General features: G+C 73.5%; 15 protein-coding genes. 1 reads left to right on the plus strand and 14 read right to left on the minus strand.

What is annotated here, in order from left to right; translation table 11 throughout:
• Positions 1-15: 15 nt before the first annotated feature.
• Positions 16-876 carry a siderophore-interacting protein gene (locus ACFYVJ_RS22705; protein WP_388894185.1) on the plus strand — a complete coding sequence of 287 codons (861 nt, stop codon included), beginning with the start codon at positions 16-18 and terminating at the stop codon, positions 874-876.
• A 19-nt stretch (positions 877-895) separates the two neighbouring features.
• Here the strand turns inward: ACFYVJ_RS22705 and ACFYVJ_RS22710 are convergent, their stop codons facing one another.
• The 14 genes from ACFYVJ_RS22710 to ACFYVJ_RS22775 all read right to left on the minus strand — a co-directional run bounded on the left by ACFYVJ_RS22710 (position 896) and on the right by ACFYVJ_RS22775 (position 15,619).
• Positions 896-1,672 (minus strand): ABC transporter permease, encoded by a 777-nt coding sequence (locus tag ACFYVJ_RS22710; RefSeq protein WP_388894188.1) that lies wholly within the window; start codon positions 1,670-1,672, stop codon positions 896-898.
• Positions 1,669-2,697, minus strand: a complete 1,029-nt coding sequence (locus tag ACFYVJ_RS22715) for an ATP-binding cassette domain-containing protein (RefSeq protein ID WP_388894191.1) — start codon at positions 2,695-2,697, stop codon at positions 1,669-1,671. Before ACFYVJ_RS22715 ends, ACFYVJ_RS22710 begins: the two co-directional genes overlap by 4 nt.
• Positions 2,698-2,882: 185 nt before the next feature.
• A complete protein-coding gene (locus ACFYVJ_RS22720) occupies positions 2,883-3,584 on the minus strand; it encodes a PadR family transcriptional regulator (RefSeq protein ID WP_388894195.1) in 702 nt (233 codons plus the stop codon).
• Positions 3,585-3,777: 193 nt separating this feature from the next.
• Positions 3,778-4,464 carry a L,D-transpeptidase gene (locus tag ACFYVJ_RS22725; protein WP_388894198.1) on the minus strand — a complete coding sequence of 229 codons (687 nt, stop codon included), beginning with the start codon at positions 4,462-4,464 and terminating at the stop codon, positions 3,778-3,780.
• Between the two features lie 118 nt (positions 4,465-4,582).
• Positions 4,583-6,064 (minus strand): oxidoreductase, encoded by a 1,482-nt coding sequence (locus ACFYVJ_RS22730; RefSeq protein ID WP_388894201.1) that lies wholly within the window; start codon positions 6,062-6,064, stop codon positions 4,583-4,585.
• Positions 6,065-6,097: 33 nt separating this feature from the next.
• On the minus strand, positions 6,098-8,935 hold the full coding sequence (locus tag ACFYVJ_RS22735; RefSeq protein ID WP_388894204.1) for a DEAD/DEAH box helicase: 2,838 nt from the start codon (positions 8,933-8,935) through the stop codon (positions 6,098-6,100).
• Positions 8,936-9,048: 113 nt separating this feature from the next.
• Positions 9,049-9,939 carry a diacylglycerol kinase gene (locus tag ACFYVJ_RS22740; RefSeq protein WP_388894207.1) on the minus strand — a complete coding sequence of 297 codons (891 nt, stop codon included), beginning with the start codon at positions 9,937-9,939 and terminating at the stop codon, positions 9,049-9,051.
• Positions 9,940-9,956: 17 nt separating this feature from the next.
• The gene (gene tatC / locus ACFYVJ_RS22745; protein ID WP_388894293.1) at positions 9,957-10,898 is read right to left on the minus strand and encodes a twin-arginine translocase subunit TatC; all 942 of its coding nucleotides are present in this window, start codon (positions 10,896-10,898) and stop codon (positions 9,957-9,959) included.
• Positions 10,899-11,022: 124 nt separating this feature from the next.
• Positions 11,023-11,331: a Sec-independent protein translocase subunit TatA gene (gene tatA, locus ACFYVJ_RS22750; protein WP_047014839.1), complete on the minus strand. Its 309-nt coding sequence runs from the start codon at positions 11,329-11,331 to the stop codon at positions 11,023-11,025.
• A 134-nt stretch (positions 11,332-11,465) separates the two neighbouring features.
• A complete protein-coding gene (locus tag ACFYVJ_RS22755) occupies positions 11,466-11,678 on the minus strand; it encodes a hypothetical protein (protein WP_388894211.1) in 213 nt (70 codons plus the stop codon).
• A 120-nt stretch (positions 11,679-11,798) separates the two neighbouring features.
• Entirely contained in the window at positions 11,799-12,722 is a 924-nt protein-coding gene (locus tag ACFYVJ_RS22760; protein ID WP_388894296.1) for a helix-turn-helix transcriptional regulator, read from the minus strand.
• A gap of 47 nt (positions 12,723-12,769) precedes the next feature.
• Entirely contained in the window at positions 12,770-13,786 is a 1,017-nt protein-coding gene (locus tag ACFYVJ_RS22765) for a helix-turn-helix transcriptional regulator (protein ID WP_388894214.1), read from the minus strand.
• A 179-nt stretch (positions 13,787-13,965) separates the two neighbouring features.
• Entirely contained in the window at positions 13,966-14,340 is a 375-nt protein-coding gene (locus tag ACFYVJ_RS22770; RefSeq protein ID WP_047014842.1) for an FKBP-type peptidyl-prolyl cis-trans isomerase, read from the minus strand.
• 292 nt (positions 14,341-14,632) lie between these two features.
• Positions 14,633-15,619, minus strand: a complete 987-nt coding sequence (locus ACFYVJ_RS22775) for an FKBP-type peptidyl-prolyl cis-trans isomerase (RefSeq protein WP_388894299.1) — start codon at positions 15,617-15,619, stop codon at positions 14,633-14,635.
• Between the last annotated feature and the right edge of the window lie 109 nt (positions 15,620-15,728).

Genomic DNA, 15,728 nt, shown 5'->3' on the forward strand with positions numbered 1-15,728 from the left:
GTCCCGGAGGTTCACGTGGCAGACCGCCCCGCCGGCCGGAAGCGCCAGGTCCACACCGCCCGCGTGGTGCGCACCGAGCAACTCACCCCGCACATGGTGCGCGTGGTCCTCGGCGGCGACGAACTGGCCGGCTTCACCGCGGGCGAGTGGACCGACCACTACGTCAAGCTCCTCTTCCCCGCACCGGGCGCGGAGTACCCCGAGCCGTACGACCTGGACGCCATCCGCCGCGACCTGCCCCGCGACCGCTGGCCCCTGATGCGCACGTACACCGTGCGCGACTGGGACGCCAAGGCCCGGGAGCTGACGCTCGACTTCGTCGTGCACGGCGCGGCCGGCGTGGCCGGCCCCTGGGCGCTGCGCGCCCGGCCGGGCGAGGTGGTGCGCTTCCTCGGCCCCGGCGGGGCGTACGCGCCCGGCCCGGACGCCGACTGGCATCTGCTGGCGGGCGACGAGAGCGCGCTGCCGGCCATCGCCGCCTCGCTGGCGCGCGTACCGGACGGTGCCGTCGCGCACGTGCTGATCGAGGTCGCCGACGCCGCCGAGCGGCAGCCGCTGGCGGCCCCCGAGGGCGCCGTCACCTGGCTCTGCCGCGACGGCCGGCCGGTGGGCAGGGCCCTCGTCGAGGCGGTGCGGGCGCTGGAGTTCCCGCCCGGCCGGGCGCAGGTCTTCGTGCACGGGGAGGCGGGGATGGTCAAGGAACTGCGCCGGCATCTGCGGCTGGAACGGGAGGTGCCACGCGAGCAGTTGTCGATCTCCGGCTACTGGCGGCTCGGCCACGACGAGGACGGCTGGCAGTCCTCGAAGAAGCAGTGGAACGAGGCCGTCGAGCGCGAGCAGGAGGGTGCGGAGCCGGCCACCGGCTCCGCACCCTGAGGCCCGCGGGGCGGACGGCTCAGACCGACCGCTGGTACGTGCGGAACGTACGGGTCGACAGCCACACCGCCACCACCGCCACCGCCAGCAGCCCCCCGCAGCGCAGCAGCACCTCGCCCCAGTCGGGGTCCGCCGACAGCGCGCCCCGGCCGGCCACCACCGCCCAGTCGACGGGGTTGGCGTCGGCGATGTGCCGCATCCACCCGGGCATCAGCGCCGGCGCCATGAACGCCGAGGACAGGAACGTCAGCGGCAGCAGCAGGAACGTGTTGATGCCGATGATCGACTCACGCTGCCGCACCACCATGCCGATCGCGTTGGACATCGCCCCGAAGACGGTGCCCAGCAGGATCGCCGCGGCCACCAGCACCAGCAGCCCGGCGGCCCCGCCCGCGTAGTCCGCACCGGCGAGCAGCCCGAGCAGGACGATCACGACCGCCTGCACGAGCACGCTGAGGCCGTTGTTGACGACGTTGGCGTTCATCAGCGCCCCGCGGCTGACCGGGGTGGTCAGGAACCGGTTGAGGGTGCCGCGCTCGATCTCCTCCAGCGTGCCCATGCCGGCCCACATGCTGGAGCTGAGCGCGGTCATCACCACCACGCCCGGGATCAGGTAGTCCAGGTACGAGCCGGTGCCGAAGCCCGGCAGTTCGGTGATCTCGCGGAACAGGTTGCCGAAGAGGAAGAGCCAGATCACCGGCTGGACGAGGGTGATCAGAAGGTACGCCGGCTGCCGCAGGAACGCGGTCAGTTGACGCTGCGTCATGTACCAGGTCTGGGCGGCCAGGGCGCTCATCGGGCACCCCCCGCGGCGGCCGGGACCTGCGCGTCGCCGGCCGGGCCGGCGCTGTCCGCGTCGGCGAACCGGCGGCCCGCGTGCCGCAGATACACGTCGTCCAGCGAGGGCCGGGCGACGGTGACCGCGGCCGCCTCGGCGCCCGCGCGCTCCAGCGCGGCCAGCACCAGCGGCACGGCGGCCGCGCCGTTCGCGGCGCGCGCGCTCAGCCGGCGCCCGTCGAGCACCACCTCGCGCACCCCCGCGAAGCCGGTGAGCGCGGCGCGCAGCGGCTCCGCCCCCGTCTCCCCCGGCGCGCGGGCGAGTTCGACGTGCACCGCGTCGCCGCGCAGCTCGCCCTTCAGCCCGTCGGGCGTCCCCTCGGCGACCACCCGCCCGCGGTCGACGATGGCGACGCGCTCGGCGAGCCGGTCGGCCTCCTCCAGGTAGTGCGTGGTCAGCACGATGGTCAGCCCCTCGCCGCCGGCGAGCCGGGCGATCTCCTCCCACAGGGCGGTACGGGCCTCGGGGTCCAGGCCCGTCGTCGGCTCGTCCAGGAACAGCACCTCGGGCCGGTGCACCAGGCCGAGCGCCACGTCGAGGCGCCGCTGCATGCCGCCGGAGTAGCCGCGTACCAGGCGGTCCGCGGCGCCGGCCAGGTCGAAGCGCGCCAGCAGTTCGTCGGCGCGGCGGCCGAGCGGGGCGCCGCGCAGCCCGTACAGCCGGCCCTGCAGCAGCAGGTTCTCGCGCCCGGTGGCCATCGGGTCGGCGCCCGACTTCTGCGCCACGACGCCGATCGCGCGCCGGACCCGCCCCGGGTGGCGCAGCACGTCGTGTCCCGCGACGGCGGCGGTGCCGCCGTCGGGCCTGGCCAGGGTGGTGAGGATCTTGACGGTGGTGGACTTGCCGGCGCCGTTCGGGCCGAGCAGCCCGAAGACCGTACCGGCCGCGACGGCCAGGGACATGCCGTCCAGGGCCGTGACGCCGTGGGGATACTTCTTGGTCAGCTCGCGCGCCTCGACGGCGAGCGTCCCTCTTCCGGGCATGGCGAACTCCGCTCTCGCACGGTGTGCGTGGGTGCCGCCGGACCGTCGGCGAAAGCGGAGCCTGGCTATCCTGGGGTGTGCCGCACCTCGGCGCCCGGCGCCTGCCTCCGCGCAGGTCCGGATGTTCGGGGTCCGTCCCGGCGGGCTGTTGGCGCAGCCCGCCGGGACGCATTTCTTCCGGGCCGCTACGGGCCCTTCCTCGGGTCCTGCGTCTCCTGTGCGGCGCCGGGCGTCCCGCCCGCGCCGCCGGGCAACTCCTCCTCCAGATCCTGCCATTCGGCCGGCATCTCGCCGGTCTCGTGCCAGGCGCGCCACTCCGCGACGCCGCCGAGGGAGCCGTCGGCCAGCTCCGCCAGCAGGCCGCGCAGCCAGGCCGCCTCGGCCTCCAGCATGTGCGCCTGGTACTCGGTCTCGACGACGAAGACGCGCGGCAGCGTCTCGTACAGCTTCGCCAGCGCGCCGCGCAGCCCCGCGGCCAGGACCTCCTGCCGCGCCAGCCGGGTCTGCAGCGCCTCGACCGCCTCGTCCGGCGGCAGCACGCCGATCAGGGAGAGGGCGGCCTCGAAGTGCGTGAACTCCCGGCGGGGGGCGGCGACGATCTCGGTGAGCCAGTCGTGCATCTCCGCGCGGCCGGCGTCGGTGATGGCGTAGACCGTGCGCTCCGGCCGGTTCCCCTGCTTCTGCACCCCGGCGGCGGTGACGAAGCCGTGCTTCTCCAGGTTCTGCACCACGGTGTAGAGGGAGCCGAAATTGATCTTGATGCTCTCCTCTTTGCCCCGCTGCCGCAGCAGTTGGGCGATCTCGTATGGGTGCATCGACCGCTCGGCGAGGAAGGCCAGCACGGCCAGGGCCAGCGGGTTGCTCAGCTTCCGCCGCTTCGCGGGCACGTCCGCTCCCCTCCCTTGCCCGGCACCGTATACTCGTAGCCGAACATATCGCGACTATCGCGAGCCCGTCAATACGAGATGTATCGCGTATCTGACGGCGGGGCCGGCCGTATGGCGGCGCGCCGCACGGGCACGGCGGCGCCGCCCCGGACACCCGGGCCGGCGCCGCCGGCGCGGCGGGAGGGTGCGGCGCTCAGCCGCCCGTGCCCGGCTTCGCGCCCCAGATGTAGAGCTGGTCGTCCTCGCGCAGCAGGTCCCAGAGGGTCTTGGCGTCCTCCTCCGTGAGGTTCACGCAGCCGGCGGAGCCGGAGGTGAACAGGTCCTCGTCGGTGCCGTGCAGGGCCTGGCCGCCGTCGAAGAACTGCGCGTAGGGCATCGGGACGTCGTAGATCGTCGAGTGGTGGTCCCGGTTGCGCCAGTAGATGCGGTGCCAGCCGACGCGGGTCTCCAGCCCCTTGCGGCCGGTACGCACGGGCACCGGTGCGAACACCAGCCGCCCGCCCTTCTGCACCCACAGCAACTGCCGGTCGAGGTCCACGCACGTGACGCGGTACGTGCGCGTGGGGCAGTCGCGGCGCTCGGCGGAGTCGCGGCCCACGCGGTCGGCGAGCGCGTAGCGGTACGTCATCAGGTCCGCGTACCCGTCGGGCGGGTGGATGTCGAGGCGGCGCTGCAGCGCGCTGATGGCGGCGCAGTCCTCCGGGCTCTGCCGGCCGTCCACTTCGAGCTGCAGTTCCTTCTCCAGCTCCCGCTGGTACGGGCCGGTGTCCGACGTGCACGCCGGCTCGTCGCGGGGGGCCGTGGCGGCGGTCGGTGCGGCCACGAGCACGGACAGGGCGGCGGCGGAGACCGCCGCGGCACAGAGTTTGGTCCAACGCATGGCTCACAGGGTCACCGGCCGCGGCGGTCCGGCGGCGCAACACCCCGCGCCTCTCCCACGTTCGGGGCAGCGGCGTCACCCGGTCACGGACGCGGCGGGGCACGCCGCGTCCCGGCCGCTACGTCCGCTCCAGGGTCCGCGTCATCCCCGCCACCAGCGCCGTGGTCAGCAGCCAGCCGGTGGCGACCAGGACGTACGAGAGGATCTGCGCCGGCCCGCCCGACATGTACCAGAAGTCGCGCTGGCCGAGGCCCCCGACCGGGATCAGCAGGTCCAGGGCGTAGACGACGGGATGGAAGTCCGGCCCCTCGCCCTCGCGCACGGGCCGGTCGTCGCCCGCGGCGAAGACCAGGCTGCCGAGCAGCGTGAGCGCCGCCAGCCAGAGCCCGGCCAGCCACGGCCGGTAGCCGAAGCCGACGGTGCCGTCGAGCAGCAGGCTCCAGGCGCGGCCCGCGGGGCGCAGCGTGCGGCGGCGGGCGCGCTGCTTGGCGAGCAGGACGCGGCGGGCGTCGTCGACGTGGCCTATCTGCCGGTACCAGGCCGCGAGCTGCTCGTACGGCTGCGGGGCGTAGCCCGTGCCGCGGCGGATCCAGTCGAGCCTGCGGGGTACGGAGTCCTTCCCCGCGGCGCCCGCCGACTGGATGGACCCGTAGGCGAAGCCGTCGAGGAGGACGGTCACGGGCCAGCTCTCCGGGTCGTCGTGGAGCGTGGTCACCTGCGTGCCGTCGAGCGAGACCGGCCCGGCCGGGCGGACGGCGGGCGTGAAGCGGAGGTCGGTGGCCTGCATCCGGGCGCAGTCGATGCCGGTGCAGTCGCCGAGCCGCGCCCCGTCGAAGCTGAGCAGGTCGGCTATGTGCGTGCCGCGCAGCTCCAACCGGCCCGCGGCGGCGAAGCCGTCGGTGATCTGGACGGTGGTGACCTCGGCGTGGTCGAGCAGAAGCGCGAGGCCGTCCGCGGCGCCGATCCGCGCGCCGTCGAGGAACAGCCCGCCGGACAGCCGGGCGCCGATGAGCCGGATACCGCCGCCGCCGGTGAAGCCGTGGGTGCAGAAGACCGCCCCGTCCACCTCCAGCCCGCCGGCGAAGAGGGACCAGCCGTTCTCGCCGGCCAACCGGGTGCCGTGGAGGAGGAGTTCACCGCTTATCCGGGCGTTGGTGGCGAGCAGGGCGCCGGCGACCCGGCTGCGCCGCACCGACAGCACGCCCTCGACCCGGGCGAGTCGGGCGTCGACGCGGGGCAGCACGCTGTCGTCGAGGTGCACGCTCGCCGTGGTCGCCGAGGTGAGGACGACCTCCTCGTGCAGGAAGCAGTGCTCCAGCCGCAGCCGGTGGGTGGTCTCCGCCCCGGTCAGGTCCAGTCCCCCGGTGATCCGCGCCCCGGCCAGCCGGAGCGCGGCGATGGCGCCGGGCTGCGGCGGGTGCGCGCCCAGCAGCAGCGCGGCGAGGACCGCGGCCCGTACCGTACGCTCCGGGCCCCAGGCCGCGCCGCCGGCGGGATCGTCCAGAGCCGCCTCGCCCACGCGCAGGTCCACCGGGCGGCCTTCGGGGAACGCGGCCCACAACTCCCGCTCCGGGGGCGTCAGATCGTCGTAGGTGATCACCCGGGCAGGGTAGTGCCCCGCGCGCGGGCCGCCTCAGCCCACCGAGCTGTACGCCACGACGCCGCGCAGCACCTTGTCGACCGCCTTGCGGGCGCTGCCCGCGACCGTGCCCTCCGGATCGGCGGCGGCGGACAACTGCCCCAGCACGTCGATCAACTGCTTGCACCAGCGCACGAAGTCGCCCGGCGGCATGTCCGCCTCGCGCAGCACCTCGTCCAGGCTGCGCCCGGACGCCCACTGGTACGCGGCCCAGGCGAAGCCGAGGTCCGGCTCGCGCTGGCCGACGCCCTCGGTCTGGCGGATGCCGTGGTCCTCCTCCAGCGCGTCGAGCCGGCCCCAGATGCGGACCATGTCGCCCAAAGCCCGCTTGGCGCCGCCGCCGGGGAGCTTCGGCGCCATCGCGTCGTCGGACTGCCGGGCCTCGTAGACCAGCGCGGAGGCACAGGCGGCCAGCTCGGCGGGGCCGAGGCCCTCCCAGACGCCCTCGCGCAGGCACTCGGAGGCCAGCAGGTCCAGCTCGCCGTAGAGCCGGGCGAGCCGGCGGCCGTCCTCGGTGACCTTCTCGCCGCCGTCCTGCTCGGCGATGTAGCCCAGCCCGGTGAGCAGCGCGTAGACCCGGTCGAAGGTGCGGGCGATGGTGTTCGTCCGGCCCTCGATGCGGCGCTCCAACTGGTGGGTGTCGCGCAGCAGCCGGTGGTACCGCTCGGCCCAGCGGGCGTGGTCCTCGCGCTCGTCGCAGCCGTGGCAGGGGTGGGCGCGGATCGCCTTGCGCAGCCGGGCGATCTCGGCGTCGTCGGCGGCGGGGGCGCGCTCCTTGCGGTGCCGCCGCGGCTCCAGGTGCCCGGCCTTGGTGCGCAGCGCGGAGGCCAGATCGCGGCGCGACTGCGGGCTCTTGGGGTTGAACGACTTGGGGATGCGCATCCGCTCCAGCGGCTCCACCGGCACCGGGAAGTCCATCGCGGCCAGCCGCTTGACCTGCCGGGCGGCGGTGAGCACCAGCGGGCGGGGGCCGTCGTGCTGCTCGAACCCGCGGTGGCCGTTGGTGCGGCCCGCGGGCGTGCCGGGGTCGAGGACGAGGGCGAGGCCGGCGAACTTGCCGGTGGGCACGTGGATCACGTCGCCCGGCCGCAGCTTCTCCAGCGAGCCCGCGGCGGCGGCGCGGCGCTGCGAGGCGCCCTCGCGGGCCAGCTCCGTCTCACGGTCCTTCAGGTCGCGGCGCAGCCGCGCGTACTCCTCGAAGTCGCCGAGGTGGCAGGTCATCGCCTCGCGGTAGCCGGACAGGCCCTCCTCGTTCTTCTGCACCTGGCGGGAGATGCCGACGACCGACTTGTCCGCCTGGAACTGCGCGAAGGACATCTCCAGCAGCTCGCGCGTGCGGTGCCGGCCGAACTGGGCGACGAGGTTGACCGCCATGTTGTACGACGGGCGGAAGGAGGAGCGCAGCGGATACGTCCGGGTGCCGGCCAGGCCGGCGACGTACTCCGGGCTCATGCCGCGCTGCCACAGCACCACGGCGTGGCCCTCGATGTCGATGCCCCGGCGCCCCGCGCGGCCCGTCAACTGCGTGAACTCGCCCGGCGTGACGTCGGCGTGGGTCTCGCCGTTCCACTTCACCAGCTTCTCCAGCACCACGGAGCGAGCCGGCATGTTGATGCCGAGGGCCAGCGTCTCGGTCGCGAACACCGCCTTGACCAGGCCCTTGGCGAACAGCTCCTCGACGACCTCCTTGAACGTCGGCAGCATCCCCGCGTGGTGCGCGGCGATGCCCCGCTCCAGGCCCTCCAGCCAGTCGAAGTAGCCCAGCACGTGCAGGTCTTCGCGGGGGATCGCGGCCGTGCGCAGCTCGGCGATCTCGCGGACGGCGGCGCGCTCCTCCTCGTCGTTGAGCCGGAGGCCCGCGTAGAGGCACTGCTGTACGGCGCCCTCGCAGCCGGCGCGGCTGAAGATGAACGTGATCGCCGGCAGCAGCGCCTCGGCGTCCAGCCGCTCGATGACCTCGACCCGGCTGGGCGTCCAGACCCGGGAGCGGGAGCGGCGCTCGCGCTCCCGGTCGGCCTCGCGGCCCCGGCCGCGGCGGCGCTCGCGCGGACCCGACGGCCGGGAGTACTCCTGCCGGGCCAGCCGCAACAGGTCGGGGTTGACCGCCTTGGCGGGCTCCTGCCGGCCGCCGGCGGCGGTGCGCTCCTCGAACAGGTCGTACATCCGGCGGCCGGCCATCACGTGCTGCCACAGCGGCACGGGGCGGTGCTCGGAGACGATGACCGCGGTGTCGCCGCGCACGGTGTCGAGCCAGGAGCCGAACTCCTCGGCGTTGGAGACCGTCGCCGACAGGGAGACCAGGGTGACGGACTCCGGGAGGTGGATGATCACCTCTTCCCAGACGGCGCCGCGGAAGCGGTCGGAGAGGTAGTGCACCTCGTCCATGACCACGTAGCCGAGGCCGAGGAGGGTCTGGGAGCCCGCGTACAGCATGTTCCGCAGGACCTCGGTGGTCATGACGATCACCGGGGCGTCGGAGTTGATGGTGTTGTCGCCGGTCAGCAGGCCGACGTTCGCGGCGCCGTAGCGCCGGACGAGGTCGCCGTACTTCTGGTTCGACAGCGCCTTGATCGGCGTGGTGTAGAAGCACTTGCGGCCCTGCTCCAGCGCCAGGTGCACGGCGAACTCGCCGACGACCGTCTTGCCGGAGCCGGTCGGCGCCGCGACCAGCACGCCGCGGCCGTCCTCCAGCGCCCGGCAGGCGTCGAGCTGGAAGGGGTCGAGCGCGAACTCGTACAGCCCGCGGAACGAGCCGAGTGCGGTGGCTTCCTCGGCGGCCCGGCGGCGGTGCGCCGCGTACGCCTCGGCGGGAGGGATGTGCTCGTCGGTCATCGTGAGTACGAGCCTACCGGGCACCACCGACAGCGCACCCGATCTTTGGGGACCGCCCCGGGCCCGCCGGACCGCGGCGGCCGCGACCAGCGGCGTTCCGGGTGGCCGGGGGCTCAGCGCACCAGCACTCGGGCCGCGCCCGGCACGCACTCCGCGGTCAGCGGCAGCGGACCCAGCGGCTCCCCGTCCGCGTACCCGGTGACGTTTGCGGCACTCAGCGACACCCGCGCGGCCCGGTGCACGGTGACGGCCGGATGGGTCAGGTGCGTGCCCTTGTAGACCCGCGGGAAGACCCGCAGCAGCGTGCGCCGGCTGCACCGGCCCACGACGGTGATGTCGAAGAGCCCGTCGTCCATCCGCGCCTCGTGGCAGATCCGCATGCCGCCGCCGTACGACGGGCCGTTGCCGACGGCGACGAGGGTCGCCTCGATCTCGGTCTCGGGGCCGTCGTCGAGCCGCATCCTGTACGGGATCGGGCGGAAGGACGCCAGCTCGGCGACCATCGCCGCGTCGTACCTGAACCGGCCGGGCGGCCAGCTCATCCGGTTGCCCCGGTCGTTGACGCGGGAGTCGAACCCGGAGGCCAGCACGGTCCCGAAGTACGTGTCCCCCGCCTTGCCCAGGTCGATCGCCCGGGTGCTGCCGGACTCCAGGGCCCCCACGACGACCTCGGCGGCGGCGTCCGGATCGCGTACGGGCAGACCGGTGGCGCGGGCGAAGTCGTTGCCGGTGCCCACGGCCACGATGCCCACGGGCACCTCGGTGCCGGCCACGGACTGCAGCGCGAGGGCGGCCATCCCGTCGCCGCCGACCGATATGAGCGCCCCGGTGCCCGCGGCGACGGCCTCGCGGGCACCGGCGAGCGCGGTGGCGGCGTCGCGACCCTGGACGGTGGTCACCTCGTAGCCGGCGTCACGCAGTGCCTCGGTGACGACGGGGGCGGCCTTGGCACCCCGGCCGCGGCCCGCGGTGGGGTTGACGAACACGGTGATATCGCTGGTCACCCGCGTGACCCTAGCGGTCAGGTGGCGTCGTCGTAACCATTTCTGCGGGGCGTGCTGTCCCCGCTCCCGCCGCCACCTGCGCCGTCGGCCTCGCCGGTGGACTGCTCGGGCAGCGACGCCGAGGCGCTCACGGGCTCCACGTCGCCCACGTCCTCGGGCGTGAGGTCGAGGTCGGACGCCTCGTCGTCCGCCGGCCCACGGGCCGCGATACGGGCCCGGCGGCGGTCGTTGAGCAGGGAGAACCCGGTCGCCAGGAAGTACAGCACGATCACCGGGCCGGCCAGCGCGAACATGCCGATCGGGTCGGTGCTGGGGGTGGCGACGGCGCCGAAGGCGACGATGCCGAAGATCATGGCCCGCCACCAGCCGAGCATACGGCGCCCGGTGACGGCCCCGCCCATGTTCAGCATCACCAGCACGAGCGGCAGCTCGAAGGCGAGCCCGAAGACCACGACCATGCGGGTCAGCAGGTCGATGAACTCCGGCAGCGGCAGCAGGTTGGTGGCGTTCTCCGGAGTGAACTCCAGCAGCACCTCGGCCGTCGTCGGCAGGATCTTGTACGCGAAGAAGGCACCGCCGAGGAAGAGCGGCACGCCCGCGGCGACGAACCCGAGCGAGTACTTCTTCTCGTTCTTGTGCAGCCCGGGGGCGAGGAACGCCCACAACTGGTACAGCCAGATCGGCGTCGAGAGCACCATGCCGGTCATGAAGGAGACCTTGAGCATGATGGTGAACGGCGAGATGAGGCCGTTGACCGTGAAGGAGGCGCAGTCCTCCTTCTTGCCGATGTCGGACGCCTTGAGGTCGTCCGGGCAGCCGACGGATTCGAGCACCGGGTCCATCAGGAAGTCGACGATGTCCTGATAGAAGAAGAGCGCGACGATACAGACGACGAGGATGGCCCCGACGGCCTTGACGAGCCGGTCGCGAAGCTCTCTCAGGTGCTCCGCGAGCGGCATACGCCCCTCGGGGTCCCTCTCCTCGCGCTCCTTGCGCTCCTTACGGCGGGCAACGCTTAGCAACCCACGTCCTCATCTCGTGCCGCGAGACCGTCTCCGGCCGCGGAGTGCCCCTGCGGATCGGTCAGCGCTGCGACTGCTGCTGCGTCTGCGCCTGCGGCTGCTGGTCGTTGACCTGCGGCTCGCTGACCGGACGGGAGCTGGTCACGTCGCCGGGGGCGGCCTGGATGGTCTTGGGCGCGGGCTGCGGCGGGTCCGCCGGAGCGGCCTCGTCCGTCTTGCCCTCGTTCTTCATGGCCTTGGCCTCGCTCTTGAGGATGCGGGCCGACTTGCCCAGCGAACGGGCCATGTCCGGAAGCTTCTTCGCGCCGAACAGCAGGATGACGACGACGAGAATCAGGATGATCTCGGTAGGGCCGAGCCGTCCGAACATATGCGTCTACCTTCTCACCGAGGCTGCGTGGGTTTGGGCGTGATCGATCGTAACCCGCGGGGGTGAACTCCGGGCAATCCCCCGGCGTACACCAATCGTGGCCCCCGCCTCGCACCGGAGCCGCGACCTGCAGCCTACCTCCCGAAATCCGATCCGGGGAGGTCACGTGTCGAGCCCGCCCGCCGGGCGACGTCCGCCGCGGAGCGTTCAAGATCTCGCGTCGCACGGCTGATCTGCTGCGCCGCGTCGTCCAGCCGGCGGGCGAGTCTGTGCACTTCGAGGCCGACGCGAAGGGCCGGAACGGCAAGGGCGACGAGCCCGAGGAAGCCGAGCGCGACGGCGGTCATGGGCCACATCATGGGCGAAGCCTAGCCGCCGCGGCGGCCCCAGAAGACACCGGCGCCCGGAGGACGCAGACCGCCGATTCGTTCGCTACGCCCCCTATGCCGGAATAGCGGAGCTTGTTACTAAACGTCGTACGCGGCAAGCGCCTTGACCGCCGCGTCCCGCGCGCTGTCCGCAAGGTCACCCGGCGCCACGATCCGCCCGTCCCGCCCCAGCCGCAGCGCCAGCCGGCGCAGCGACGCCGGGTCCGGGGCCCGCAGCGAGATCCGCAGCCCCCCGTCGGGCAGCTCCTCCGCACTGTCGTGCGGGTAGTACTCGGCGACCCAACGCCCGCCCGGGCCCACCTCGATGACGACCTCGGGGTCCTCCGCGGACGGCTGGACGATGCCCTCGGACAGATCGCGCAGCTCGACGGGCGGCGGGTCGGCCGGGGCGTCGAGGATCCGGATCTCGGCGACCCGGTCGAGCCGGAACGTCCGCCGCGCCTCCGACAGCCGGCACCACGCCTCCACATAGGTGTGCCCGACGGAGACCAGCCGGATCGGGTCGATCTCCCGCTCGGTCAGCTCGTCCCGTGACGGCGAGTAGTACCGCAGCCACAGCCGGCGCCGCTCGGAGATGGCCCGGTCCACCTCGGCGAAGACCCCGCCCTCGGACTCGAACGTCACCGACAGGCTGGAGCTGGCCGCCGCCGACTCGCCGGCCGCGGCCTCCAGCTTCGCGGTGGCCCGGACCAGCGCCCGCCGGTCACCGGCCCGCAACCCCGGCAAAGTGGCCACGGCCCGGGCCGCCACCAGGAGCGCGGTGGCCTCGTCCGCGGCCAGTCGCAGCGGCTCACCGGTGCCGGTGGACTCGGGATTGTGGAACCAGATGCGCTCGCCGTCGGTGTCGATGTCCAGCAGGTCGCCGCCGCGGAAGCTCGTCCCGCACATCGGCAGCACGTCCAGGTCGGAGATCAGCTCGTCCTCGGTGACACCGAAGGCGCGGGCGACGTCCGACAGGTACGCCCCGTTGCGCTCCCGCAGATACGTCACCAGCGACAGCATCCGCCGGGTCCGGTCGATGGCACTGGCCACTGCTCCCCCGCTCCCCTTCAGCCCTTGGCCACGGCACGCAGCCGGTCGATGACGTCGGCCCGCAGCTCGGCGGGCTCCAGGACCACCACGTCAGGACCGAACTCCACCAGCCAGGCGTCCAGTCCGTGCCCGTACGGGATCTCCAGCTCGTCCCAGCCGGGCAGCACCGCCTCGCGGATGCCGTACGCGCGGGCGCGCAGCGGGTAGCCGGCGCCGGTGCGCAGCCGGATCAGCGCCGAGCGGTCCGCGCTCTCGCCGGCCCAGCGCTCGACGGTCTCGCGCACGGTCACCCGGTCCGGCACCTCGACGGTGAAGCCACGGCCGCGGTTGCGGACCCGGCCCGTGATGCGCGAGAGCCGGAAGACGCGCTCGGCGTCGCGGCCGCGGTCGTGGCCGACGAGGTACCAGTGGCCCCGCCAGCACTCCAATTGCCACGGCTCGACATGCCGATCCTCCGGACGGGCCGCATTGGCCTTGCGGTACGGGAAGACGACGGGCCGGCGGTCGCGGCAGGCGAGCATCAGCGGCTCGAACGCCGCCTCCCGCACCGGAATCCGCGGCTCCAGCGCGCTGACCTGCTCCACCGCACCGGCCTCCGGGTCGGCTCCCTCCCCCGCGAGCGGCATCCCGGCGGCGCGCAGCTTCTGCAGCGCACCACTGGCCGCGCCCGCGAGCCGGGCCTGCTGCCAGACTTTCGCGGCCACTCCGAGCGCGGCGGCCTCTTCCGCGTCCAGGGTGACGGGCGGCAGCCGGTTGTTGTCCCGGCGGGCCAGATAGCCGGGCTCCCCGTCCAGGCCCTCGACGGTGTCGATCACCATGCCCAGCTCGCGCAGGTCGTCCTTGTCGCGCTCGAACATCCGGTTGAAGGCGTCCTCGCCCGCGGTGTCGGAGCCGAACGCGGTCCCGCGGCCGGGCCCGAAGGCTTCCACGTACGCCTCGATGGACGTGCGCAGCTCACGCTTGCTGAGCGGACGGCCGGTGCCGAGCAGGCACAGCGCCAGGCACATCAGCCGCTCAGCCTTGGCGATCGCCATCGAGGGGTTCTCCTTATTGCGCGTCCGGGGCAGCGGGCGGCTGCCGCCGGCGACCGTCTACCGCACGTGTCGCTGGTGTTCGCAGATGACGACCGTACTCCGCCTGGGCCCGGCGGCCAAAGCGAAGGCCCCCGCCGTACGGCGGGGGCCTTGCGCTCTGCTGCGTGCGGACGGTGCCGTCAGACCGCGACCAGGTCGCAGACGAAGATCAGCGTCTCGCCCGGCTTGATCCGGCCGCCGCCGGCGCCGGCCTCGCCGTAGGCCAGGTGCGGCGGGATGGTCAGCCGGCGGCGGCCGCCGACCTTCATGCCCGCCACGCCCTGGTCCCAGCCGGGGATGACCTGGCCGGCACCGAGCTGGAACTGCAGCGGCTTGCCGCGGTTCCAGCTCGCGTCGAACTCCTCGCCGCTGGAGAAGGCGACCCCGACGTAGTGGACGGAGACGGTGTCACCGGCCTTCGCGACGGGTCCATCGCCCTCCCACAGGTCCTGGACCTCCAGGTCGGCCGGCGGCGGGCCCTCGGGGAAGTCGACCTCGGGCTTGTCGATGCTCACGGAAGAACACTCCTCGCGCATGGGGTGGTCGGTGACTGGGCCGTAAGTCTTGCAGACACCCCGGGGCGGCGGTGCCGCCGCCTCCCCGGAGGGTGCGGCGCGCTGGACCGTCCGGCGCATCCGGGATCCCGGTGGCCGACGCCATGCCCCGGCGGGGGGCTGCGACGGCCCTCCGCGGCCGGGGCCGACCCGGCGACCCGGGGCGCGCCCGACGGCACCGGGACCGGCACGCCGCACCCGGGCCGCATGACCCGGCGCGTCCCGGAACCGGTCCCGCCGCGCGGACCGCAGGTCAGACGGTGCCGAGGATGTCGACGACGAAGACGAGGGTCTTCTTCTCCAGCTCGTGGCCCTTGGACTTGCCGTAGCCCAGGTCCGGCGGGATGACCAGGAGCACCCGGTCGCCGACCTTCTTGCCGACCAGCGCCTTGTCCCAGCCCTCGACGACCGAGCCGGTGCCGATCTGGAAGGTGGCCGCGCCGGCGTTGTCCCAGGAGGCGTCGAACTTCTTGCCGTCCTCCCAGGCGTAGCCGGTGTACTGGGCGACGAGGCCCTGGCCGGCCTCGACCTTGGCGCCCTTGCCCTTGATGAGGACCTGCTCCTCAAGCTCCTTCGGGGCGTCCGCGCCGTCCGGGATGGTGATCTTCGCGGCCTTGCCCGCGGGCACCTCGATCTCCGGCATGCCCTCGCGCGGCTCGGCGGACTCGCCCTTCAGCTCGCCCTTGGCGTCGACCTTCCCGGCGCCGGCGACGTCGATGACCCAGACCAGGCCGTCGCCCTTCTTGATGCCGGACTCGGGGTTCAGGCTCTCGCCGACGAGCGCGCCCGCGGTGCCCTCGACCAGCAGCCGGCTGCCCACGGTGTGGCCCTCGACGGAGTCGAGGACGTCCGGCGGCAGCGACTGGTTCGGCTCGCCGACCTTGCCCATGAGCTGCTGGTGCACGGCGCCGCCGGCCTGCTGGCCCCCGCCGCCCCCCGCGGCGGGCTGCGCCCAGGTGCTGCCCAGGTCCTGGGCGTCCTTCATGGTCTTGCCGGCGAAGTCCAGCCGGACCTGGTGGCCCTTGCCGACCTTGGCGCCGTCGCCCTCGCTGAGGACCTTGACGACGGCCTCGTCGGACGCCTTGGCGTCGTCCGGAACGTCGAACTTCGGCTCCTCGCCGAAGGCGCCCGTGACCTTGGTCACGGCGCCGGTCTTGCCGCCGTTGTCCGAGTCGGAGGAGTCCTCGGAGCCACAGGCCGCGGCGAACAGCAGGGCGGGCACGACGAGCGCCGCCCCCATGCGGGTCAATTTGCGATGTGTCATGGGTCCAACTCGTGTAGGGGGGTCCGGGCAGCTCCGGCCACTCTACGGCCTTCGCGCCCGGATCCCCGTCACCACATCCGTCCCG

The organism is Streptomyces sp. NPDC004134 (assembly GCF_042874195.1).
Taxonomy (GTDB): Bacteria; Actinomycetota; Actinomycetes; order Streptomycetales; family Streptomycetaceae; genus Streptomyces.